The following is a 22,738-nucleotide window of genomic DNA, read 5'->3' on the forward strand; positions in this document are numbered from 1 at the left end:
GGTAGAGAGGGTCGACGAGTGAAACGATGTCGGGGTGAGTCAACTAATCCCTTCACCAAATACCAAATATCTCCCTTTCATAAACATCAAAATGCTGTTCATACCAAAGTTTTTATGGAATGAATTAAGGGAAATACTATTGCTTAAAATTATTACGATATGAAAAGACTACTGTTACTGACAACCCTGTTATTAATGGTTTTTATTTCTGCTGAAGCTCAGAACCCCGATACGGCGCGGTTGATGGTACATTACAAGTTTTCGTGGGTAAGGGACACCGCAAACCGGGAGCATCCCTATACAGAAAACATGGTATTATATGTGGGCCAAAGCGCGGGCGCTTACAGGAGCTATGATGGAGTAGTATATAAGGCACAATTTAAAAAAGCCTTTGCCGAAGCGGTTGCAGCCAGCCCGGATGGGCACCCTATGATAAACAGAAGGGGAGTAGGCTCGAATGTTGAATATTACCAGTACCCCAATCAGCAAAAATTACTGACCAAAGATCAGCTGATGGCCAACAGTTATGCGATAGAAGGGCCGCTTCCTGCAATAGCCTGGAAAACTACCGGTGATACCGCAACTTTTGGGGGCCTGCATTGCCAGAAAGCCACAGGTCATTTTAAGGGCAGGGATTACAGCGCATGGTTTTGCCCCGATCTGCCCGTACGTACCGGACCCTGGAAACTGAATGGCTTGCCCGGTGTGATCGTAGATGCGCGTGATGCAAAAAACGAAGTGGTATTTCAGTTTGATGGCGTGGAAAAAACAGTCGCTACATCACCGGGGAATGGGCCGGCGGTTGACAAAAAAGACCTGCCCCCGATATTACGTGACTTGGATGACGACATGAATTTGATAGCGCCACCGCTTGGTTCGATCAAAACCACGCAAAAGGATTTTGACAAATTGCAGGAAGCCATGAGAAAAAATCCTAACGGCGTTGTACAGGCGGTAAACGCAGGCAATGGTCCTAAAATGGATCACGTAAAAATGGGCCCTCCGCTTAAAGGTCCTGTGATCAATAATCCAATGGAATTACCTGAAAAAAAATAAACCGAAGAATAGTAATAAACTAATCATGATCATGAAAAGACAATTAATAATTATTGCAGCGTTGGTTTTGCCCGTTTTTGCTGCTTCCGCGCAAATGCCCGACACCGCCCAGGTACTGGTGCACTACAAATTTACCCATGTGCGCGATACTACTAACCGCGCCAATCCCTACACCGAGAATATGGCCCTTTTTGTAGGAAAGAACACCAGCAGCTACAAAAGCTACGACAGGCAGTTGGAAAACCAGCTATTCAAAAAACAAATGGAAGAGCAAATGCATAATTCTGCCGATGGCAATATCAGGATCAACCGTAAGAACACCGGATCGGGTACCGAGTACTTCCAGTTTCCGGGCGATAATAAATTTGTTCGTAAAGAGCCCCTGTTGGTGAACACTTACATCATAGATGATGCGATGCCTGCTATAGACTGGCACATCAGCAATGATACGGCAAGCTTCGGCGAGTTACATTGCCAGAAGGCCACCTGTCATTTTAAAGGGCGAGATTACACGGCATGGTTTTGCCCCGACTTGCCGGTGCACGTCGGTCCGTGGAAGCTGAACGGGCTGCCGGGCGTTATTGTGGAGGCTTATGATGCAAAGAAGGACGTGGTTTTTAAATTCGACAGGGTGGAGAAGGCCCTGCCCGTGGCGCCAAAACCTAAACAACAGGCCGACGACCACCCGGGCATGGTGATGGTGACAATAGGCGGCGGCGATTCGGACACCGACCCCAACATCATCCAGGTGCCGGCTAAGGGTATTAAAACCACCGATAAAGAATTTGAAAAACTGCGGGATGCGATGCGCAAGAACCCGGACGCCTTTGTGCAATCGATGCTGGCGAGTATGCCAAATAACGGCGGACCAAAGCCCGATATCAGGATAAAGGTAGGACCCCAGCCGGTGATCAATAACCCAATCGAGCTGCCAGGGAAATAAACGGGTTTGAAAATACCGCAAAGTGATGAACAGATATTTAGCTATGTGGATTCTGCTGGCCGCGCCGCTACAGGCGGCGCTGGCGCAAAAGCCGGATACGGCACAAATACTGGTGCATTATAAGTTCAGTTATGTGCGTGATACCAATAACCGCGCGCACCCCTATACCGAAAATATGGTTTTATTTGTGGGGAAGGCCTTGGGTAGTTATAAGAGCTACGACCGCCAGTTGCAAAACGATCTGTTTCGGAGGCAATTCCAGGAGCAATTGCTCAACTCTGCAGACGGTAATATCAGGCTTGATCGTAAAATGACGGGCTCAGGCACTGAATACTCCCAGTTTATTAATAACAGGGAACTGGTGCGCAGGGAAGTTATTGGCAACGATGCATATATCATCGGCGAGGCGCTGCCGGTCATAAACTGGCACATCAGTGGCGATAAGGCGAACTTTGGTGAGCTCCGCTGCCAGAAGGCAACCTGCCATTTTAAAGGGCGGGATTACACGGCATGGTTTTGCCCCGATCTGCCGGTGCACGTCGGACCCTGGAAGCTGAATGGGTTGCCGGGCGTCATCGTTGAGGCGTATGATTCAAAAAAGGAAGTGGTTTTCAAGTTCGACCGGGTGGAAAAGGCCGTATTGGGAGCGCGTAAGCCGATAAAAGACCGCCACGGCAGGATAATCGCACCCCCTGGGGATGACGGGGACGACACTGATCCGAATATCATCCAGGTACCAACCAAAGGTATCAAAACCACGAATAAAGAATTTGAAAAGCTGCAGGCGGTAATGCGCAGGGACCCAAATGCTTTTGCACAGGCCATGACCGGCGGCAAGGGCAGCGACGGACCGAAATTAGACAGGAAAGCAGGTCCTGGCATCCTGATAAATAACCCCATAGAATTACCGGAAAAGAGATGATGCGATTTATGCGATCTATACTATTGCTGCTATGCGGCTTGCTGTTTTCTGCGCTTTGTTTTGCGCAGGGAAGCGTTCATGGAACGGTTAAGGACAGTACCGGGAAAGCCGTACCCTTTGCCACTGTTACCCTGAAGAACAGGGTTAGCAGTGCTATTGTGGCTTATAGCACAACAACCAGCGATGGAACTTATAATCTGCCGGTGCCATCGGGCGCGAGCCCCGATAGCCTGTTGGTTGAAGTTCGCAGTATAGCCTACAAGATACAGGCGAAAGCTGCCACACTGGCAAAGCCGGTCGATTTTGTATTGCAGGCCTCCGTAAACCAATTGCAGGCGGTGGTCATCAAAAGCAATCGGCCGGTGCTGAAGATAAATGGTGACACAACGAGTTATAAAGTATCCGATTTCAGCAGTCCGCAGGATCGTGTAATAGGTGATGTCATCAAAAAACTGCCCGGAATTACAGTGTCCGGCGACGGTACAATTCTCTACAACAATAAACCCATATCCAACCTTTATATCAACGGCGATAATTTGCTCGACGACAAATACAATATCGCCACCAATACCATACCCAACGGGGCAGTGAACAAGGTGCAGGTAATACAGAACGATCAGCCGATTAAAATGCTCCAAAACAAGGTAATGAGCGACGATGTGGCCCTGAACCTGGATATTAAAAAAGATGCCAGGCTGCACCTGCTGGGGCAGGAAAGCATTGGCGCAGGTCTACCCGGTAATTACGATGTTAACCTGAACGCGATGATGTTCAAGGATAAGTATAAGGCGGTAAACTACCTGCAGGGAAACAATACCGGCGACGATGTTCAGCAAAACCTGGTATCGCACAACTTTTCAGATTACCAGCAGCGCATTGATAATGCTATCCCCCCGGCAATGCTTTCATTAGGCACAGTTAATGATCCCAACCTGGAACGAAACCGGTATCTTTTCGACCAGTCGGGTATTATCAACCTTAATAATCTTGTAAACCTTAAAAAAAGTGTGCAGTTCAAGGCCAACTTTTACTACCTGCACGATACCCAAAAACAGGATTACAGCCAGCAAACGACGGTTTACCTGCCCGGCGATACCGTACACTATTCCGAAATGCAGCACAATAAATTCAGGCCGGATATCCTGCACGGGCAGCTCACTATGAAGGTGAACCAGGATAAATACTACCTGAACAACGCGCTGCTTGTCGACTATGCGCATCAGAACAGCTATTCGATGCTGAACACCAACGGTACGCCTTTGAACCAGGTGTTGCACGATAACCCGCTGAATTTTTCGAACGAATTCAGCCTGCTGAGGACATCGAAATCGAATAATATCATCGAGACCTATTCTTACATCAGCCATTCATCAGAGCCTGAGAACAGGGCCATCACCCCGGGTTATAATGCTGCCGTGTTCAACGGTGGTACGGCATATAATCAACTGCTTCAAAATGCCAATATCCCGGCATGGTACACCAATAATTATTTGTCGTACAAAATACCGGGCAACTTCGTAACACAAAGTATAAAGGCGGGTTTCAGTTTGCAATCGCAAACATTGAATTCGGCGCTAACAGCGGTGCAGGCTAACAACGCAACCAATTTGGTCTCCGATAGCGCCGTTAACCATTTGAACTGGAACAGGAAAAAGATATACGGCGAACTGGCCTGGGATTTACCCGGAGATATCTTTAAGGCCAACCTGACGCTGCCGTTCAGTTATCAGCAGATCGGTTACAGCGATAGCCTGTATCACCTCGATAAGAGTCTTTCAAAACTTTATTTCAGCCCGCAATTCAGAATGAAATACCAGGTAAGCACGGAAAATTTTTTTACTTTACAATATAACTACCGCAACCAGATTGGCAGCATCGAAGATGTTTACAATGGATATATCCTGAAGGATTACCGCACCCTTTACGCCAACAATGCCGACCTGACCGAGCTGAAAAATCAGCTTGTGGGCATTGGCTTCAATTACCGGAAGGCACTTACGCTGTTTTTCTTTAGTGTGAACGCCTTGTACAATCATGTCGACGCCAATAATATCGCCTCAAGCGTTATAACCAGCAACCTTCAGCAGCGCATTGTGCTGCCTTTCCAAAACAGCACCAATTCGTGGACGCTAAGCAGCACGGTAAGTAAGTATTCCTTTGTGCTGCACACAACTTTCGGCGCGGGTGTGCAATGGCAGTCGGCCAGTTCTAACCAGGTACAGAACAACACTTTATTGCCGTTCAAAACTAAATCGACAACTTTAAACTTCAGCGCCGAGACTAAAGTGAGCGAAAAGATCAATTTCAGCTATAAGGCTACCGCGAGCGAAACCGGCAGTCATTCGGTAAACGACGCATCGGCTTTCAATATCAAACAGTTGCTGCAGCAGGTTGAATTCAACTATGATCCTTCGGACGATCTGCTGTTCAAGCTTTCAGGCGAGCATTATTTTACCCGCCAGCAGGGCAATGCCGACCTGAAATATTTCTTTGCAGATGCATCCGCCCGCTACCGCATCAAAAAATGGAAAACCGACCTGGAACTAAGCGCTGTTAATTTTCTGAATGTGAAAACTTATAACGCATTATACCTGTCGGCCAATACATTAACGGCGAGTTCATACACGCTTCCGGGAAGGATAGTGCTGCTAAAAATGATGTTTAATCTATGATTGGTTTGATTTAGAATTTCTTTTTTATTTTTAGGGTGTAAATCAGCACCATGAAAGATAAACCGGCTGCGCCTGCAGAAGATCCGAAACCACACCATAAGAAAGATAAACCCGAAGTTTATGTGCTCCGTGATATCAAAGAATACCTGGGCGAATCGGTATTGATCATATTCAGCGTGCTGCTGGCTTTATTCCTTACAGAATATTTTAACGGCTTGCACGAAAAGAATGAAACGAAGGAGTTGCTGAAAAATATTAAAGAGGAACTGATCAAAAACAAGAAGGCCGAAGAAGAACAGTACACCTACCAGAAAATGGTGCTGAAGAACATCGACTCGGCTTTGAACAATAAGCAGTTTCAGCATCAGATCATTGCGAACGATGAATTTCATTTGAACCTGATCGCCCCGGCTGGTATTCAATATCGCGATTTAAGTACAGTTGCATGGGAAGTAGCCAAAAGCAAGGATATAATCAGTAAAGCCGATTTCGGACTAATAACCAAACTGACCGATATTTATGCGCAGCAGGCGAGGATAGATAAGCTGGAAGATAAAATAGCCGATGTGTTTTTAAGATATGAATCGCGGAGGCCGGAAAATGTACATGCCAGCCTGGTTCTGATGCGCGATAATTACAAAGGCTGGGCCTTTGACCGCGCTCCATCTCTTATAGCCAAATATGAAGACGCGATAAAAATGATGAGCGGGGATTGAGTTGCTGAGGCCTTAGAGCATTCCAATAATTATATTTCGTAATTTTGCAGAAAAATCTTCCTCTATGGATGCTGGAGCCGTTAAGATGCTGCAAGGCCGTTACTGTAACTCACTAACCGAATACTCCCGTTTCGTTACCCGCGAGGTACACATCGGCGATGTGCCCATGGGCGGCAATAATCCCATCCGCATCCAGAGCATGACCACCACCGATACCATGGATACCATCGGGACGGTAGAGCAATCGATACGGATGATCAAAGCCGGCTGCGAATATGTGCGCATTACCGCGCCAAGCATTAAAGAGGCACAAAACCTGGCCGAGATCAAAAAACAATTGCGGGCACGCGGCTATACTACGCCTTTGGTGGCCGATATTCATTTTACACCCAATGCTGCCGAAGTTGCGGCACGTATCGTAGAAAAGGTGCGCGTGAACCCGGGCAACTATGCCGATAAAAAGAAATTCGACCAGATAGATTATACCGATGCAGAATACCAGGCCGAACTGGAGCGCATATACCAGAAATTTTCGCCGCTGGTAAAAGTGTGCAAGGAATATGGTGCCGCTATGCGCATTGGCACCAACCACGGCTCGCTGAGCGACCGCATCATGAGCCGTTACGGCGATACGCCGCAGGGTATGGTGGAAAGCGCCATGGAGTTTATGCGGATATGCGAGATGCTGAATTATTATGAGTTGGTGATCTCGATGAAATCGAGCAACCCGCAGGTAATGGTGCAGGCTTACCGCTTACTGGTAGAGACCATGGTGGCCGAAGGTATGAATTACCCGCTGCACCTGGGCGTTACCGAAGCCGGCGACGGCGAGGACGGCCGAATCAAGTCGGCGGTAGGTATAGGCACTTTGCTGGAAGATGGCCTGGGCGACACCGTTCGCGTATCCCTGACCGAAGAACCTGAAGCAGAAGCGCCGGTAGCGATAGCGTTGGTGGAGCGCTATACGAAGCGAAAAGCAGAAAGCAAAAAGCAGAAAGTAAATGACGATGAAAAGCTTTCAGCTTTCGGCCTTCAGCTTTCAGCTCATCACAACCCTTATGCCTACAAAAAACGCGATACCTACGAAGCCAACGCCTTCATCGGCGGGCATATGGTGCCGAGGGTTGTGGTCGATTTGTCGCATGCTAATTTGAAGGACCCTGCCGTGCTGAACGATGCGGGTTATATTTATTCGCCGTTGCTGGACAAATACCAGATGGGCGAACAATCGGTTGATTTTGTGTATTTGGCGGATGCCCTGCCATCGTTCACTTTCCCCGGAAACTTAAAGCAGCTTTATAACTATCCAACCTGGCAAAAGCTGGCCGACAAAACCAACTGCCACCCGGTGTTTGGTTTACAGGAGTATATTGAGGCGGAAGATAAAACGTCAGCCTTAAATTTAGTTCGTATTAAATCTTCGGATATAGAATCTGACGAATTTGGGTCGATCCCGTTAGACAAAAGCCTGGTTTTTGTACTGGAAACAGATGAACTACACGGCATGGCCGACCAGCGGACTTTCTTTTTTAAAATGGAAGAATTGGGGCTTGAGGTGCCGGTGATCATCAAACGAGCTTATGAATTTCAATCTCAGGACTCAGGACTCAAGACTCAGGACTTACAACTATACGCCTCCACCGACCTCGGCGCTTTGCTGATCGACGGGTTTGGCGACGGGATATGGATCGATGCCCCGGGAATTGAAACAAAAGTGATCACTTCAACGGCCTTCGGCATTTTGCAGGCGACGCGCTCGAGGATATCAAAAACGGAATATATATCGTGCCCAAGCTGCGGTCGCACGCTGTTCGACCTGATGATAACCACCCAAATGATCCGCAGCCGCACAAGCCACCTAAAAGGACTCAAGATCGGTATCATGGGTTGTATCGTAAACGGGCCGGGCGAAATGGCGGATGCTGATTATGGCTATGTGGGTTCGGGAACGGATAAAGTAACGCTTTACCGTGGCAAGGAAGCAGTGAAAAAAAATATCAGCTCGGCTAACGCGCTGGATGAACTGATCGGCATTATCAAGGAAGACGGCAACTGGCTGGAGCCGGCCTGATCTCACCCGGCCCTCCAAAGCAGCTATCTTGTAAGTTATCAGAATACCTGAAAGGCAATGAGCCGTAGGCTCTACCTGTTTGTAGAAGAATAATGAATAAGATTTTTGCCTCGTAGAGGCTACCGGTTCAACAGGTATTATTGGGTTTCTTGCTCTCATGCCAGAGAGCGCAATAGAGGGTAGCCTCTACGAGGCAAAAAAACCTTCTTTCGATTTGCTACAAACAGGTAGACCCTATGGGTCATAGAAAATACACCTGGCAAAAGCTGTGGGCACACGGTAGCTCCAGGGAAGAGGACGTGTTACAGATCAAATTATCTTATTCGGTGTAGGATTATAACATACCTCCCAACGGTTTCCTTCCGGGTCGGCGAAGAAACCGCTATAGCCACCCCAGAAAGCCTTCTTAGGCATTTTGACAATATCAACATTCAGCGCAGCTAACTTTTGTAAAGTTTGATCGACGCGTTTTGGTGAGTCCAGGTTCACAGTCAGGTAAAAGTTTTTTTCACCCTTTCCGGGCGGCTGCATGCCAGCGTAATCTGTAAAAACATCAATAGTACATACGGTCAGAATAGTATTGTTTAGCCTGAACATAACTACCTTTTCATTTTGGGCCAATATCTTCCATTCAAGCACCTGGTTGTAAAATCTTTTTAACGACTGGATGTCCTGTGCGGCGATGGTTATAGCATTTATCTGTGGTTCCATCAATTAGTGTTTAGTTAAGCGGCTTAAAGCCGGGGAATGTTAGCGAGGCCTCGGCTAAATTGCCATACGGAATGCAATCGCACACGGCAAAATACTCGGCCCACATTTGCCGGACATTCGCATTTTCATGGGCCTGCCGTATTGCCTCGTCCGACAGCCATTCGAACACCTCGACAATGGTGCCATCTGCCGCTTCGGCAATGATCGATTGCCGGTCGGTCACCAAACCTTCCGCCCGTAGCCGGGGCATGTGGGTTTTCATGAGTTCCTTCAGTGCTTCGGCTTTGCCGTCTTTGGGTTTGTAGGCTACGATAACTATACGTCCCATAACACAAACTTAATTTTTGATAAATATAGAAATTTTTACAGCGGGCTTTGCGGGCTTACATAATGGTTATAAGGCCGACCCCGGAATTAAGACTTCAGCCCGTAGACTTAGAAGAAACCCACCATTCCGAGTTCAACGGCCCGGTAACTTCAGTAGGTTTACCCGGTTCAGGGATAAAAAGTTCGATGTGTTTTTCCTTGCCGTACTGTAAAAGTCGTTCTATGGGTTCGTACCAAGCGTGGGTGGACAGGTTAAAAGTACCCCAATGAATAGGCATCATCAGCTTGCCTTTCAGGGCCAGGTGCGCATTTGAAGCGTTATCGGGCCCCATATGTATATCAGGCCAATTTTTACCGTAGGCACCGATCTCGAGCATGGTCAAGTCGAACGGGCCATAAATTTTCCCAATATCTTCAAATCCATCGAACCAGCCCGAATCGGCCCCGAAAAATATATTATGCTTTGGCCCTTTTATCACGAATGCGGCCCATAAAGTTTCGTCGCGGTGGATAATGCCCCGGCCCGAAAAATGCCTTGCCGGTACCGATGTCAGGATCATATCCGGCGCTATCATGGCGCTGTCGCCCCAATCCAGTTCGGTGATAAAATTGGGGTCGACACCCCACTTTTCGAGATAGGTGCCTACACCCAGCGAAGTGAAGAAGGGAATGTTTTTACCGGCAAAAAACTTGATGGTTTCTTTATCCAGGTGGTCGTAATGATCATGCGACAGTAAAACGGCATCCAGTTTCGGCAATTCATCAAGCGCCAGTGATGGTTCAAAAAATCGCTTTGGGCCCATAAATGAAACAAACGACGCACGCTCGCTCCAAACCGGGTCGGTAAGAATTCGTTTCCCATCAATCTCGATCAATAAACTTGAATGCCCTATCCAGGTAATTCGAAGTCCGCCCGCCGGTTTCTTATTGTATATTGATATGTCGGTTTTGAAAGGGCCCAGGGGTATTTTCGGAACAGTTTCGGCGTCGTTGCTGATGTATTCCCTTAAGATCGGAATAAACTTGCCCAGGCCGGCTGATTCAGTGGGTATTGGGTTTAGAAATTTGCTGCCTTTTTTTCGGGCGCTGTCTAAATTCATGCACAAGTATCGTAATTATAACTAAGTTACGGATTAAAGGAGGCGAAAGTTTGCCTTAAAACTGACTTTGGCGTCATAGGGATCGGGACGCTGAATAATTTGAAGGCTCTGCGTTGCTTGTGTGCCACCATGCCCATAATATCAGCAGTGGTTGCAATACAAGCAACCGTACCCATGCCAGCAAGGGTGTAACCACAAGATTGCCCAGCTTTAAAGGAGCGTCACCTATCATGCTGATGTGCACGGGGAGGAAGGCAAGCAGCATTAATATGATACCCCACGCAGCAAATTTTCGGGTTTGGGCGAAAAGCATCATCACAGCAAATAACACTTCGAAGCAACCGGCCAGGGCGTTTGCCACCACAGGGTAGGGTATGTAGGGAGGTATGATGTGCAGGTACGAAACCGGGTTACGGAAATGATTGATACCGGCAAACACGTAAAAAAGTACGAGAATGATCAAACTGACCTTTTTAAAAGTTTGCATGTATAAATACAATATAAGAAACAGATAACCGTAATAGGCTGAAATAGTTTGAAATAGACGGTGTGCATTATTTAGAAACCTTCTAAATTGCTGTCTATGACAAAGTGTTGACACTACGCTAAGGTAATCCTGTTACTTTTGTTGGGCTAAAATTAAAACCGAGTTGAAGTATTTAAAAATAATTGCTTTTACGCATAAGCAGATCGAGCTGAAGGAATTGGGGAAATTGGTGATCTGCCAGGAGAACCTGACGGAGAAGCTGCAAAAGATAAAAGTACTGTTCGACATACCGGAAATATTTTACGTTGCTACCTGTAACCGTGTCGAATTTGTGATGGCCACTGCCAACTCCATCGACCACGACTTCATTACGAAATTTATTCATGCGCTTGATATGGGCATCTGTTCCAACCATATCGATACTTTTATTAAGGGCGGGACAGTATACGAGGACAATGAGGCGCTGAACCATTTGCTGCGTACATCGTGTTCGCTGGAGAGCATGGTGGTGGGCGAAAAGGAGATATTGGCCCAGATGCGAAAGGCATACGAATGCTGCAGGGACGCCGGGCTGACAGGCGATTACCTGCGAATGGTGATGAGCACCGCGGTCAAAACTGCCAAGGAAGTTTATACCCACACCAGCATCGCCAAAAACCCTATCTCCGTCGTCTCCCTCGCTTACCGAAAACTTAAAGATCTTAAACAATGTTCCAACGCCCGCATCCTGATCATAGGCGCCGGCGAAACAAACCGGAACATCTCCAAATACCTTCAAAAACATAAATTTTCCAACTTCGCCGTTTTTAACCGCACCTTGTCCAAAGCCCAGGACCTGGCTGCCGACCTGACCGGTGAGGCTTTCACTCTTGATGAATTACCGGAATACAAAAAAGGTTTTGATGTGATCATTACCTGTACGTCGTGTAAAGAGCCCATCATTACCAGGGAACTGTACCGTAGTTTGCTGAACGGTGAAACGGATAAAAAGACCATTGTCGACCTGGCAGTACCAAATGATACATCGCCTGAGGTGCTGGCCGAATACCCTGTTAATTTTATCGAGGTGCAGTCGCTTAACGACATTGCCAAAAAGAATATGCAGGAGCGTTACCAGGAATTGGTGCATGCCGAAAAGATCATCGAGCAAAATATACTTGAATTTGTTCCGATGCTGAAGCAGCGCCGTATTGAAGTAGCCATGCGCGAAGTGCCCGAGAAGATAAAGGAAATACGCAAAAATGCACTTAATACCGTGTTCGCGGATGAGGTTCAGAATATGGATAAGGAATCGCGCGAAGTATTAGAGAAGGTGATCAATTACATGGAGAAAAAATATATAAGTGTTCCCATGATCATGGCGAAAGAAATACTCATCAATTCCTGATAACGTCAGGCAAATCAATAGAGAACTCCCAGGACCGCTTTTAAAAAAGCCATTGCCAGCAACAGCAAACATGTGCCCAACGGTACGGCTATCAGTACCACCAGCATGCTCATCAAAGGGTCATTTCCGCGGGTTTGACTTTTTATCAGTTTAAGCATTTTTATTGTATTTACTTATCCTAAATAAACGATATTAATTACGGGAAGTTAATCCCTTAAATAAGGTATATGAGAGTGGGGGATTGCGGATCATTCCTTCGTAGAAACGCAAAAAGCCGCTTACTAAAGCGGCCTTTTTGTTATAAGGAACAGGTATAATTATAGTAAAATCAATCAGGGGATTAATTTCGCGATCAGTTGAAAAACCAGATAACGTGCTTACCTAATTCAAAGGCTACGAAAAGCATGAGTGCCATAGCAAACAGGTATATAAAAACAACTAATGCTTTGGTCGCCAAATCGTTGGAGCGGGTTTGTTTTCTTGCTAAAATATTCATGACGTTTAATGCCTTGCAGGTACATAACAAAGTAAATAAATTGCCCATTACGAAAATATACCTAAAATGAGTTATATGCCCGGTTACAAGTTTAGGCTGCACTCATATTTAAATTATTCATCTAATCATCCCCGTAAAAAGCTAAATTTGCGGGTAAACAATCAAACCCTCTCTTGGACAGAAAACTTATCATCGGTACACGTGGCAGCGACCTGGCGTTGTGGCAGGCAAATTTTGTGAAGGACCGCCTGGCCGAAAACAACATTATTGCCGAATTAAAGATCATTAAAACGCAGGGCGACCGTATCCTGAACCTGAGCTTTGATAAACTGGAAGGCAAAGGCTTTTTTACCAAGGAACTGGAAGAAGAACTATTGGCAGGCACGATAGACCTGGCCGTGCATTCGCATAAGGATTTGCCGACGGAAAATCCGCCTGGCCTTATCATTGCTGCCGTATCCGAACGCGAGGACCCATCGGAGTTGCTGCTGATACTGAAAGACTGTGTCGATGTTCGCCAGAAAATGTCCCTTAAATACGGAGCGATAGTGGGTACATCATCCAACAGGCGCAAAGCGCAATTGCTGGCTTACCGGCCCGACCTGGAAATAGAGGAACTTAGGGGGAATGTGCCGACACGGATAGGCAAGCTTCGCGATGAGAAGTACGATGCTATTATGATAGCCAAGGCTGGCGTAACCAGGCTGGGGATCGATCTCAGCGAATTTCACGTGGAGGAACTTACACCGGTGGAACTTGTACCGGCGCCGGCACAAGGAGTTTTGGCTATCCAGGTACGCGAGACCGACCAGGAGCTGTTCAATGCACTCCAAATATTGCATCATCCGGATGTGGCGGAGGCGCTGGCTGTAGAACGCAGCGTGCTGAAACTATTTGGCGGCGGCTGTCATTTACCGCTGGGTTGTTATTGCCGCAGGGACGGCGGCATGTACCAGGTGTTTACCTCGAAAGCGGATAGTGGCGAGGAGTTTCCCGACAGGCTGTTTTTGGAATCGGACACGACAGAAGGACTTGCCGAAAAGGTTGTGTCCCGGTTTGACCCGAAGCGGAAATTCCCGATGAGCGTGTTTATATCGCGCGAGTTATCCGAACAAAGTTATTTTCGCAAAGCGCTGGAAAAGCATGACATTAAGGTAGAGGCACGTTCGCTTATCAGGACAGTGCGGGTGATCAATAAACTTGATCCATATATTTTGCGGGATATCGACTGGATATTCTTTTCGAGCAAGAACGCGATAGAATATTTCTTCCAGTTGGATCCGCAATTGCCTGCCGGTGTGAAATTCGGTGTGATGGGCGCCGGGTCGGAAGAAGCGTTGCGGCTGAAGGGCCATTTTACCCAATACACCGGTGTCGGTATCGATACGGTCGACGTCGCCCGTGAATTTGCCAAAATAGCCAACGGAAAAAAAATACTGTTCCCCGGTTCCGAAAATTCGATGCGCAGCATACAACAGGGACTGTCAGCTGATACAAAGATCATCGACCTGCCCGTGTATGAAACGGTACTGGAAGAGAACGTGGAAGGCACCGGTGCCGATGTGCTCGTATTCACCAGCCCGTCGAACGTGGAAGCCTATTTTAGCGACAATTTACTGGAGCCTAATCAGAAAGTGATAGCCATAGGCAAATCGACCGGGCGAAAATTCGATGAGATGGGCACAAAATATATCCTGCCGTTCTCGCCCGACGAAGTCGGCCTGGCCGAAGCGGTATTTGGGTTGTGATCTGCGGCTTTAATTTTTACGATATTTCACGATAAGCCTTGGGTGCCGCGTTGCGTCACTGTAGTAGCTTGAGCAGAATATCCGGCTGGTGTATATATCCTCGTGCTGCAACTGCAGCTTAAAGCCATAATTGGTATTATTTTTTACCATCGAGCTCACCATATCTTTAACATTCACGTTGATGTTCAGATACGGTTGCGTCGTGGATGGCACGATCACCTGGTTGTCTGGTAATCCCGCCGGCTGGTTGAACCATGTTAAAGTTGATGAATCCCAGGATGTTGCCACCTGCTGAATAAGTACCGAGTTGTCGGCGCCGTAGTTGGCATGTACCAGGTCGCCGTTCATAGGAATGGTATCGGAATACATCACAAGCTGGGCCGATAGAACGGTTGCAGTGGCCGGTATACTGCTCAGATCGAATTTCAAAAGATTCCTCACAGTAAATGGCACGCCATTGATGGTCCAGGCAGCCAACGGTTCTTCGATAGAAACGTGATTGCTGGCATCGACACTACCTAATATGGCAATATTTGATTCGCCCGGGTTATTTGCCGGCGACAGGTCGAGCGTTGATATATCTGAAGGTTTAACGGTTACTGTTAACGTATCGATGCCAGTGGAGCCACCCTTATCAATTACCATAAACTGGAACAGGTAGGTGCCTTCGGTCAGCTTTTTCGCCCAGGCCGATTGCGAGCTTTCGTTGATGATCGTAGCCTCGTTCGGTCCGGATATCTGGCTCCACAAATAGCCAACTACCGTATCGCCCGGTGTACCGCTCTGTCCCGTTAACTGAACCGAATCGTCCGGTAAAGTTATCGTCACATCAGCTTCCGCCACTGCTACCGAATGCAGCTTTGTTTTTGTCTGATCTGAAGTTTTATCGGGAGTCGGTGCTATCTTAGTTTTTTGGCATGCGCTTATTGCCAGCAGGCAACCGGCTGCTAATGCGAGAAATGAAACAGGGGCTTTCATGTGATCTTAAGTATCCAGGTGTTATAAAGATATAACAAATTTTTTAGTTATGCAAGTTAATCGCCTGGCCATTGCGAGGTTACTGACCCAAAAATCATTTACAAGCCATAATGCATCTTTAGGCGGTTAAACCTTACATAATTGTCATGGTTTGTATAACTTTGTCATTCCGGTGCGGGTACAGTATAATCACGCACCGTATATAAAAATGCTGCAACGACCAAGAAGAAACCGGAAAAGCGAAGCTATCCGCCAAATGGTACAGGAAACGCACGTAAGTGCGGCCAACCTGATATTCCCTTTATTTATTATCGATGGTAACAACCAGAAAAGTGAAGTGGCCTCTATGCCGGGCATTTACCGCCATTCGGTTGATAATTTGCTGCGCGAAGTGGAGAGTTGCCTTAAACTTGGGTTGAATGCATTCGACCTGTTCCCGAACATTGACGAATCGCTAAAAGATAAATATGCTACTGAGAGCTACCGCGACGGGAGCCTTTACCTGCGCGCTATAAGCGAAGTGAAAAAGAACTTTCCTGAAGCCTGCGTGATAACGGACGTTGCCATGGACCCCTACAGCAGCGACGGGCACGACGGCATAGTGGAAAATGGCGAGATACTGAATGACGAAACCCTGGAGGTGTTGGGCAAAATGGCTTTGGCTCATGCACAGGCAGGCGCTGATATTATTGCACCATCGGACATGATGGACGGGCGTGTTGGCTATATCCGCAATGTGCTGGATGATAATGGTTTTACAGGGGTTTCTATCATGTCGTACACGGCCAAATACGCAAGTGCTTTTTATGGACCGTTCAGGGATGCATTAAATTCGGCGCCGAAATTTGGCGATAAGAAAAGCTACCAGATGAACCCGGCCAACCAGCGCGAGGCTTTGATTGAGGCCGACCTGGATGAAGCCGAAGGCGCAGATTTTTTGATGGTAAAACCGGCGCTACCCTACCTGGACGTGATCAAATTATTAAAAGATAATACCGAATTGCCAATAGCGGCTTATAATGTAAGCGGCGAGTACGCGATGATTAAGGCCGCCATACAAAAAGGCTGGCTGAACGAACAGCGCGCCATTACCGAAGTACTGACCAGTATACGCAGGGCAGGAGCAACGGCAATACTGACCTACCATGCCAAGGAAGTGCTGGAGAATAAATGGTTGTAGAGCGCAAAGCAGAAAGACTAAAGCTGAAAGCTTTGGGAACAGGAACTAAAATAATAGTCTAAAATACAGGCTTAAAGCTTTTTGCTTTAAGCTTTCAGCTAAAAAAAATGCTTGATTCAATAAAAAAAATATTTTCGAACGAGGGTGATGAGCCGGTTAATACAACCGGTAAGCCGGATATCAGCCGCGAGAAGTCGACTGAACTGTATGAAAAGTCGAAGGCATTTTTTCCGGGCGGGGTTAATTCGCCTGTAAGGGCTTTCAAATCGGTTTACGGTACGCCGCTTTTTATTGCCAAGGGCGATGGCTGCCATATATGGGATGCGGACGGTAACCAGTTTATCGACTTCTGCTGCTCGTGGGGGCCGCTTATCCTGGGGCATAATCATCCGAAAGTGCGCGAAAAGGTGACCGAGGTAATGCAAAACGGCATGTCGTTCGGAGCGCCTACTGCTTTGGAGAACGAGCTTGCCGAACTGCTGCTCAAGAATAACAAATTCATAAAAAAACTGCGCTTTGTGAGTTCGGGCACCGAGGCGGTAATGTCGGCCATCAGGCTCGCGAGGGGCTACACCAAACGCGATAAAATACTAAAGTTTGAAGGTTGCTACCACGGGCATAGCGACTCGCTGCTGGTTAAAGCAGGATCGGGCCTGGTTACTTTCGGCGAAACATCATCTGCCGGGGTGCCGAAATCTTTTGCTGACGAAACCATCGTTGTCGGCTTGAACGACATCGCTGCATTGGACAAAGCCTTTGAAGAGTTTAAGGATCAGATCGCGGCGATCATCATCGAACCGGTACCTGCCAATAATGGATTATTATTGCAGACCAAAGAATACTTACAATACCTGCGCGAAATATGCACCAAAAACGGAACGCTGCTCATCTTCGATGAAGTGATCTCCGGTTTCCGTGTTGGGTTCGAAGGCGCTGCAGGGCATTACGGCATACAGCCGGATATTATTACCTACGGCAAGATCATTGGCGGTGGGCTGCCGGTGGGTTGCTACGGAGCGTCGGTGGAGATCATGGGCAGTATATCGCCCGATGGACCGGTTTACCAGGCGGGTACGCTATCAGGAAACCCCGTGGCCATGGCCGCGGGCATTGCCCAACTGACAGAGCTGTTGCGCATGGGTTTTTACCGCGACCTCAACAATAAGACCGAAGAATTTACCGAGTCGATACAGCGATTTGCTACTGCAAGAAATTATAAATTTAAAGTGTTTAGTATCGGGTCCATTTTCTGGTTCGCGTATACGGATAAGGAAACCATCAGCAGCGCTGAGGAGATCGATCCGGCCAGCATGGAGAAATTCAAGATCATGCACCGTGAATTGCTGAACCGGGGTATTTACCTGGGTCCCTCGGGATATGAAGTGGGTTTCATATCCTCGGCACATACCAAGGTAGACCTGGAGAAGGCAAAGCGGGCTATTTTCGAAAGTTTGGATTTAGTATTCAGAAAATAGGGAGTTTATGAAAAGACCATTTGTCATTTTTTATGCACTCATTATTTATGCGTTAGCCGAGCTAACCTGGTGGGGCTATATGCTGGTGCACCTGCAGCCTGAGCGGAGTGCAATGATAATGGGCGAGGGAAGCACCTTTGTATTGGTGTTCCTGGTTGGTGCGATCAGCCTGCATAAATCCATCAAAAAGGAGCGCCGGTTGCAGGATCAGAAAAGAAACTTTTTGCTTTCGGTAACGCATGAGTTAAAATCGCCGCTGGCATCCATCAAACTGCTGCTGCAAACTATACAAAAGCGCGACCTGAGTAAGCAGCAGATACAGGATTTTATAGGTAAATCGTTGCTGGATATTGAACGGCTGGACGACATGGTGGAAAACATGCTGCTGGCGTCGAAGATCGATAACCGGTCGTACACTTTCCCAAAGGCGGAATTCAACCTTTCGGCATTGGTGGATAATGTGGTGAATCGCTTGCAGCTGAACAAATGCGACCTGACACAGCAGCTGATCAATGCGGAAATAGAACCGAAGATCGAAATAACAGGTGATAAGTTCGCATTGACATCCGTTGTTACTAACCTGATTGAAAATGCCATCAAATATTCAGGGCCCTGCGAGGTGGTTGATGTAAGGCTTTATTCACGGGACAACAAGATATTTTTGGAAGTGGCCGATCACGGTATAGGTATTTCAGATAACGAAAAGCCCCGGATTTTTGATAAATTTTACCGTGTAGGCAGCGAGGACACCAGGAATACCAAAGGAACCGGGCTTGGCCTTTATATCGTAAAGGAAGTGCTGGACAAACACGAAGCCAGCATAAAAGTAAGGGATAATGACCCGTCGGGAAGTATTTTTGAAGTGGTATTCGCGTAAACACCGATCGGAAGAATTGAGGCGAATTATTATATATCTGCTCGTTTACGGTAATATGACAGTTAGGTCAAATAATTTCGTGTAATTCGCGATAAATTCGTGAAAATTAGTGTATTAAATAAATCTTAAAATCACATGCTGAGCAAAAAGAGAATTTTACTGGCAGAGGACGAAGAGCACCTGCTGGAAGCTATAAAACTTAACCTCGAACTGGAGGGATATAAAGTATCAACCGCCAATAATGGCAAAAAAGCGTTGCAGCGTTTTAAAGAAGAGCGCTTTAACCTGGTGATACTGGACGTGATGATGCCCGAAGTTGACGGTTTCGTGGTTGCTGAAACTATCAGGCTGGAAAATTCGGAAGTACCGATCATGTTCCTGACGGCGAAGAATACCAACGAGGACAAGATTGCCGGACTGAAGAAGGGCGCCGACGATTACCTGACCAAACCATTTAACCTGGAAGAACTGATCCTTCGCGTTAACAACCTGGTAAAAAGAAGCCTGAAAGGGGAGGATCTGAAGGAATTCAACAGTTATAAAATTGGCGACAAAACCATTCATTTCAACTCATTTGAATTGGTGAACGGCGATGGTTCCATTACCCCGCTAACGAAAAAGGAAACCATGCTGCTTAAGCTTTTGATAGAGCGCCGCAACGAGGCCGTATCGCGCGAGCAGATACTGGAAACGGTATGGAATTACGACGTTTACCCATCTACCCGTACTATCGATAACTTTATCCTGACCTTCCGTAAATATTTCGAACCAGATCCCAAAAATCCGGTTTATTTCCATTCAATCCGGGGTGTAGGGTATAAGTTTACCGATAGCCACTAAGCATGTTTAGCAACAAGGCGCGTATATTTGTGTTGACGGTTTTTGCCGGGATGATGGTATTTTTCGTCTACAAACAGGTTGTCGAGCTGGCTGCCGCCTGCCTGTTGCTGGTTGTGCTGGTTATTGTTGAGTACTTTAAACAGGGGACACTGGTGCTGGCGGCAAAACATTATCATGATAAGGATTATGCCGGCGCCGAGGCTTTGCTGAAGCAGATAAAAAAGCCCGAATGGCTGATGGATAAGCGCCGCGGCATTTACGAATACATGCTGGGTAATATCAACCTGTACAAACAGGACTATGAGGAAGCCGCTTTGCATTACGACCTGGCCTCGAAATTTCCGTTGCGGTCGGTAAACGACCACGTGGCGGCGTTGGTGCATGCGGCAAATATCAACATCAGGCTGGGACGTTACGAAAAGGCGGAAGCCTACCTGGCCGATGCTGAAAAGCACGAAGAGAAGACGACTGCCAAAATGAAGGCGGTAATAGAAAAGGTAAAACAGGAATTAAAAAAACATTAACCTCGTAGAGACGCATAATTATGCGTCTCTGCCCTAATATATGAGAGATTCATTACTGATAAAAGCCGCATTTTCGGAGCCAACTGAGCGTCCGCCGGTATGGATGATGCGCCAGGCGGGCCGTTTTATGAAGGAATACTGGGATATTAAGAACAAGTATTCTTTCCTGGAAATGTGCAAGACCCCCGAACTTGCCGCCGATGTTACCATGCTGCCGGTCGATCTTTTAGGGATCGACGCTGCTATTTTGTTTTCGGATATCCTGGTGACGGGCGAAGCGATGGGCGGCGATCTTAGCTTCGCGAACGGCATAGGTCCCAAATTTGCCAACCCGGTCCGCACCAAAGCAGATGTGGATGGTCTGGATACCGAATGCGTGCACAAGCTGCAATATGTTGCTGATGCGATCAAAGTAATTCAGCAGCGATTGAACGCCCGCCTGCCGGACGGGCAGGGCAGCGTTCCGCTGATCGGTTTTGCAGGGGCGCCCTTTACGGTGATGAGCTATTTGGTTGAGGGCGGATCGTCAAAAGACTTCAAACTTACCAAACTGTTGATACACAACGAACCTGAACTGGCACATCAGCTACTTTCAAAGATCGCTAAAGTAACGGCGGATTACCTGAACATGCAGATAGCTGCCGGTGTTAATGCCGTACAGATCTTTGACAGCTGGGCGCAGGCGCTGGCATGGGACGACTACAAGGAGTTTTCGCATAAATACATTGCTGAGATCATCAGCAAGCTAAACCGGAAGGATGTACCGGTTATATCGTTCTGCAAAGGCAGCTCGGTATTTGCGCCGCTTATGGCGGAGGCTAAACCTGATGTGATCTCCATCGACTGGAACGTGGACCTGCTGGATATAAAGCAGCGCTTACCTAAAGGTATAGCGGTGCAGGGTAACCTTGATCCGCATATTTTATATGCTGATAAGAAAGTTATAAAAGAAAGAATTTATCGTTTGTTCGAGCGCATGAAAGGCGAGAGCGGCTTTATATTTAACCTGGGCCACGGCATTATGCCGGATATCCCATTTGAGAATGTGAAGTATGCGGTTGATATTATAAAAGAATACCGGAATTAATGGGAGCTGCGTATCCATATATCTTAGCCATACACATCATATTTGTGGTCTGCTGGTTTGCAGGGCTATTCTATATCGTACGCCTGTTCATTTACCATACCGAGGCACAGGAAAAGCCCGAACCTGACAAGACCATACTTTCCAAACAATTTGAGGTGATGGAGCGCAGGTTGTGGAACGCCATTACGGTGCCCTCAATGATACTTACCGTTGCGGCGGGCATTACCATGCTTTACCTGGTGCCGGCGTGGTTGCAACAACCCTGGATGCATCTGAAACTGGGTTTTGTAGCCGGCCTGCTGGTTTACCATTTCATCTGCCAGAATATTGTCAAACAAATGCGTAACGGGGTGTTCAAATGGAGCTCGGCCCAATTGCGGCTTTGGAACGAAGTGGCTACGATACTGCTGTTTGCTATCGTGTTCCTTGCGGTGGTAAAGGACGGCATAAGCTGGATATACGGCACGGTGGGCATCGTGTTGTTTTCGATGATTATTATGCTGTGTGTGAAAGTTTATAAGTATTTCAGGGAGAAAAATAGTCACTGAATCTGGCCTTTATACAGATCTTCGACAGGGAATATAAGGTCGTAATCGTTCCAATTTAAATTACCTGCAACTATTTTAAATTCCAGGAAAAGTTCCTTGTCAAGATACTTGGATATGGATGGGTGCAAAGAGCCTTTAAGGAAGGGTTTAAAATCGACAAGCCTTTTAGTTCCATCGCTGAAAGATAAATCTATAGAATACTCGCCCGTATAATGAGCCGATTTGATTTCTATTGGATCTATTACGGTTGATTTATCAAAAACCTGTGTAATTCTCATCTTATCTTTTTCGTAATTTTTTCGAACGAAACTTCTTTATGATAAACAAAATAGTCAATCCATTTTTGAACTATTTTTTCAGCATACACCTCAAGGAATTTTTCAAAATCCTTAAGCCGGGTAGTATCTAAAGGTCGTTTCCCGCTTACTAATTTAATTTTTATCTCAGAAATTATGCCATTTATAATGTAAAATTCAGCCTTGCTTTCCAATATGCCATAAGATGCATGTACGTGGATAGGCTCATGTTCATTGGAATAAAAGAAAATGACTATTCCAAAATACTCAAAAATCTTAGGCATATTCCAATTAATA

At 46.8% G+C, this 22,738-nt stretch carries 24 protein-coding genes; 15 read left to right on the plus strand and 9 right to left on the minus strand.

Annotation, left to right across the window (positions count from 1 at the left end):
* The first annotated feature begins 159 nt into the window (after positions 1–159).
* The 6 genes from FRZ54_RS10585 (at position 160) to ispG (ending at position 8,380) form a co-directional block, all read left to right on the plus strand.
* Positions 160–1,056 carry a GLPGLI family protein gene (locus tag FRZ54_RS10585; protein WP_147031582.1) on the plus strand — a complete coding sequence of 299 codons (897 nt, stop codon included), beginning with the start codon at positions 160–162 and terminating at the stop codon, positions 1,054–1,056.
* A gap of 31 nt (positions 1,057–1,087) precedes the next feature.
* Positions 1,088–1,999 carry a GLPGLI family protein gene (locus FRZ54_RS10590; RefSeq protein ID WP_187359806.1) on the plus strand — a complete coding sequence of 304 codons (912 nt, stop codon included), beginning with the start codon at positions 1,088–1,090 and terminating at the stop codon, positions 1,997–1,999.
* 25 nt (positions 2,000–2,024) lie between these two features.
* The gene (locus FRZ54_RS10595) at positions 2,025–2,921 is read left to right on the plus strand and encodes a GLPGLI family protein (RefSeq protein ID WP_147031584.1); all 897 of its coding nucleotides are present in this window, start codon (positions 2,025–2,027) and stop codon (positions 2,919–2,921) included.
* A gap of 8 nt (positions 2,922–2,929) precedes the next feature.
* A complete protein-coding gene (locus tag FRZ54_RS10600; protein ID WP_187359807.1) occupies positions 2,930–5,593 on the plus strand; it encodes a carboxypeptidase regulatory-like domain-containing protein in 2,664 nt (887 codons plus the stop codon).
* A 50-nt stretch (positions 5,594–5,643) separates the two neighbouring features.
* Positions 5,644–6,309, plus strand: coding sequence for a hypothetical protein (locus tag FRZ54_RS10605; protein ID WP_147031586.1), 666 nt, complete (start codon positions 5,644–5,646; stop codon positions 6,307–6,309).
* Positions 6,310–6,373: 64 nt separating this feature from the next.
* Positions 6,374–8,380, plus strand: a complete 2,007-nt coding sequence (gene ispG / locus FRZ54_RS10610) for a (E)-4-hydroxy-3-methylbut-2-enyl-diphosphate synthase (RefSeq protein WP_147031587.1) — start codon at positions 6,374–6,376, stop codon at positions 8,378–8,380.
* Positions 8,381–8,689: 309 nt separating this feature from the next.
* On the opposite strand, the gene FRZ54_RS10615 is transcribed toward ispG, so the two are convergent.
* The 4 genes from FRZ54_RS10615 to FRZ54_RS10630 form a co-directional block, all read right to left on the minus strand.
* Positions 8,690–9,091, minus strand: coding sequence for a VOC family protein (locus FRZ54_RS10615; RefSeq protein ID WP_147031588.1), 402 nt, complete (start codon positions 9,089–9,091; stop codon positions 8,690–8,692).
* Positions 9,092–9,101: 10 nt separating this feature from the next.
* The gene (locus FRZ54_RS10620; RefSeq protein WP_147031589.1) at positions 9,102–9,419 is read right to left on the minus strand and encodes a hypothetical protein; all 318 of its coding nucleotides are present in this window, start codon (positions 9,417–9,419) and stop codon (positions 9,102–9,104) included.
* 94 nt (positions 9,420–9,513) lie between these two features.
* Positions 9,514–10,518, minus strand: coding sequence for an MBL fold metallo-hydrolase (locus FRZ54_RS10625; protein WP_147031590.1), 1,005 nt, complete (start codon positions 10,516–10,518; stop codon positions 9,514–9,516).
* Between the two features lie 73 nt (positions 10,519–10,591).
* Positions 10,592–11,005: a DoxX family protein gene (locus tag FRZ54_RS10630; RefSeq protein WP_147031591.1), complete on the minus strand. Its 414-nt coding sequence runs from the start codon at positions 11,003–11,005 to the stop codon at positions 10,592–10,594.
* Positions 11,006–11,168: 163 nt separating this feature from the next.
* Between FRZ54_RS10630 and hemA the strand changes: the two genes are divergently transcribed.
* Positions 11,169–12,392, plus strand: a complete 1,224-nt coding sequence (hemA, locus tag FRZ54_RS10635) for a glutamyl-tRNA reductase (protein ID WP_147031592.1) — start codon at positions 11,169–11,171, stop codon at positions 12,390–12,392.
* A gap of 14 nt (positions 12,393–12,406) precedes the next feature.
* Here hemA and FRZ54_RS24445 read toward each other — a convergent pair whose 3' ends face one another.
* Together FRZ54_RS24445 and FRZ54_RS24450 are read right to left on the minus strand one after the other, a co-directional pair.
* On the minus strand, positions 12,407–12,550 hold the full coding sequence (locus FRZ54_RS24445; protein ID WP_187359808.1) for a hypothetical protein: 144 nt from the start codon (positions 12,548–12,550) through the stop codon (positions 12,407–12,409).
* A 194-nt stretch (positions 12,551–12,744) separates the two neighbouring features.
* On the minus strand, positions 12,745–12,888 hold the full coding sequence (locus FRZ54_RS24450) for a hypothetical protein (protein WP_187359809.1): 144 nt from the start codon (positions 12,886–12,888) through the stop codon (positions 12,745–12,747).
* A 173-nt stretch (positions 12,889–13,061) separates the two neighbouring features.
* Between FRZ54_RS24450 and hemC the strand changes: the two genes are divergently transcribed.
* Positions 13,062–14,636 carry a hydroxymethylbilane synthase gene (gene hemC, locus FRZ54_RS10640; RefSeq protein ID WP_147031593.1) on the plus strand — a complete coding sequence of 525 codons (1,575 nt, stop codon included), beginning with the start codon at positions 13,062–13,064 and terminating at the stop codon, positions 14,634–14,636.
* Positions 14,637–14,645: 9 nt separating this feature from the next.
* On the opposite strand, the gene FRZ54_RS10645 is transcribed toward hemC, so the two are convergent.
* Complete coding sequence (locus FRZ54_RS10645) at positions 14,646–15,614, minus strand: DNRLRE domain-containing protein (RefSeq protein WP_147031594.1); 969 nt, start codon at positions 15,612–15,614, stop codon at positions 14,646–14,648.
* Between the two features lie 208 nt (positions 15,615–15,822).
* On the opposite strand from FRZ54_RS10645, the gene hemB reads away from it, so the two are divergent.
* The 7 genes from hemB (at position 15,823) to hemJ (ending at position 22,145) form a co-directional block, all read left to right on the plus strand.
* The gene (hemB, locus tag FRZ54_RS10650) at positions 15,823–16,794 is read left to right on the plus strand and encodes a porphobilinogen synthase (protein ID WP_147031595.1); all 972 of its coding nucleotides are present in this window, start codon (positions 15,823–15,825) and stop codon (positions 16,792–16,794) included.
* A gap of 107 nt (positions 16,795–16,901) precedes the next feature.
* Positions 16,902–18,269, plus strand: coding sequence for a glutamate-1-semialdehyde 2,1-aminomutase (hemL, locus tag FRZ54_RS10655; RefSeq protein WP_147031596.1), 1,368 nt, complete (start codon positions 16,902–16,904; stop codon positions 18,267–18,269).
* A 7-nt stretch (positions 18,270–18,276) separates the two neighbouring features.
* Positions 18,277–19,146, plus strand: coding sequence for a sensor histidine kinase (locus FRZ54_RS10660; protein WP_147031597.1), 870 nt, complete (start codon positions 18,277–18,279; stop codon positions 19,144–19,146).
* Positions 19,147–19,281: 135 nt separating this feature from the next.
* The gene (locus tag FRZ54_RS10665; RefSeq protein WP_147031598.1) at positions 19,282–19,986 is read left to right on the plus strand and encodes a response regulator transcription factor; all 705 of its coding nucleotides are present in this window, start codon (positions 19,282–19,284) and stop codon (positions 19,984–19,986) included.
* 2 nt (positions 19,987–19,988) lie between these two features.
* Positions 19,989–20,510: a tetratricopeptide repeat protein gene (locus FRZ54_RS10670; protein WP_147031599.1), complete on the plus strand. Its 522-nt coding sequence runs from the start codon at positions 19,989–19,991 to the stop codon at positions 20,508–20,510.
* A gap of 40 nt (positions 20,511–20,550) precedes the next feature.
* The gene (hemE, locus tag FRZ54_RS10675) at positions 20,551–21,597 is read left to right on the plus strand and encodes a uroporphyrinogen decarboxylase (RefSeq protein WP_147031600.1); all 1,047 of its coding nucleotides are present in this window, start codon (positions 20,551–20,553) and stop codon (positions 21,595–21,597) included.
* Positions 21,597–22,145, plus strand: a complete 549-nt coding sequence (gene hemJ / locus FRZ54_RS10680; protein WP_147031601.1) for a protoporphyrinogen oxidase HemJ — start codon at positions 21,597–21,599, stop codon at positions 22,143–22,145. Before hemE ends, hemJ begins: the two co-directional genes overlap by 1 nt.
* On the opposite strand, the gene FRZ54_RS10685 is transcribed toward hemJ, so the two are convergent.
* Together FRZ54_RS10685 and FRZ54_RS10690 are read right to left on the minus strand one after the other, a co-directional pair.
* A complete protein-coding gene (locus FRZ54_RS10685) occupies positions 22,139–22,423 on the minus strand; it encodes a DUF2442 domain-containing protein (RefSeq protein WP_147031602.1) in 285 nt (94 codons plus the stop codon). The genes hemJ and FRZ54_RS10685 overlap by 7 nt on opposite strands.
* Positions 22,420–22,725, minus strand: a complete 306-nt coding sequence (locus FRZ54_RS10690) for a DUF4160 domain-containing protein (protein WP_147031603.1) — start codon at positions 22,723–22,725, stop codon at positions 22,420–22,422. Before FRZ54_RS10690 ends, FRZ54_RS10685 begins: the two co-directional genes overlap by 4 nt.
* Positions 22,726–22,738: the final 13 nt, after the last annotated feature.

Origin of the sequence: Mucilaginibacter ginsenosidivorans (assembly GCF_007971025.1) — a bacterium.
GTDB classification, from domain to species: Bacteria; Bacteroidota; Bacteroidia; order Sphingobacteriales; family Sphingobacteriaceae; genus Mucilaginibacter; species Mucilaginibacter ginsenosidivorans.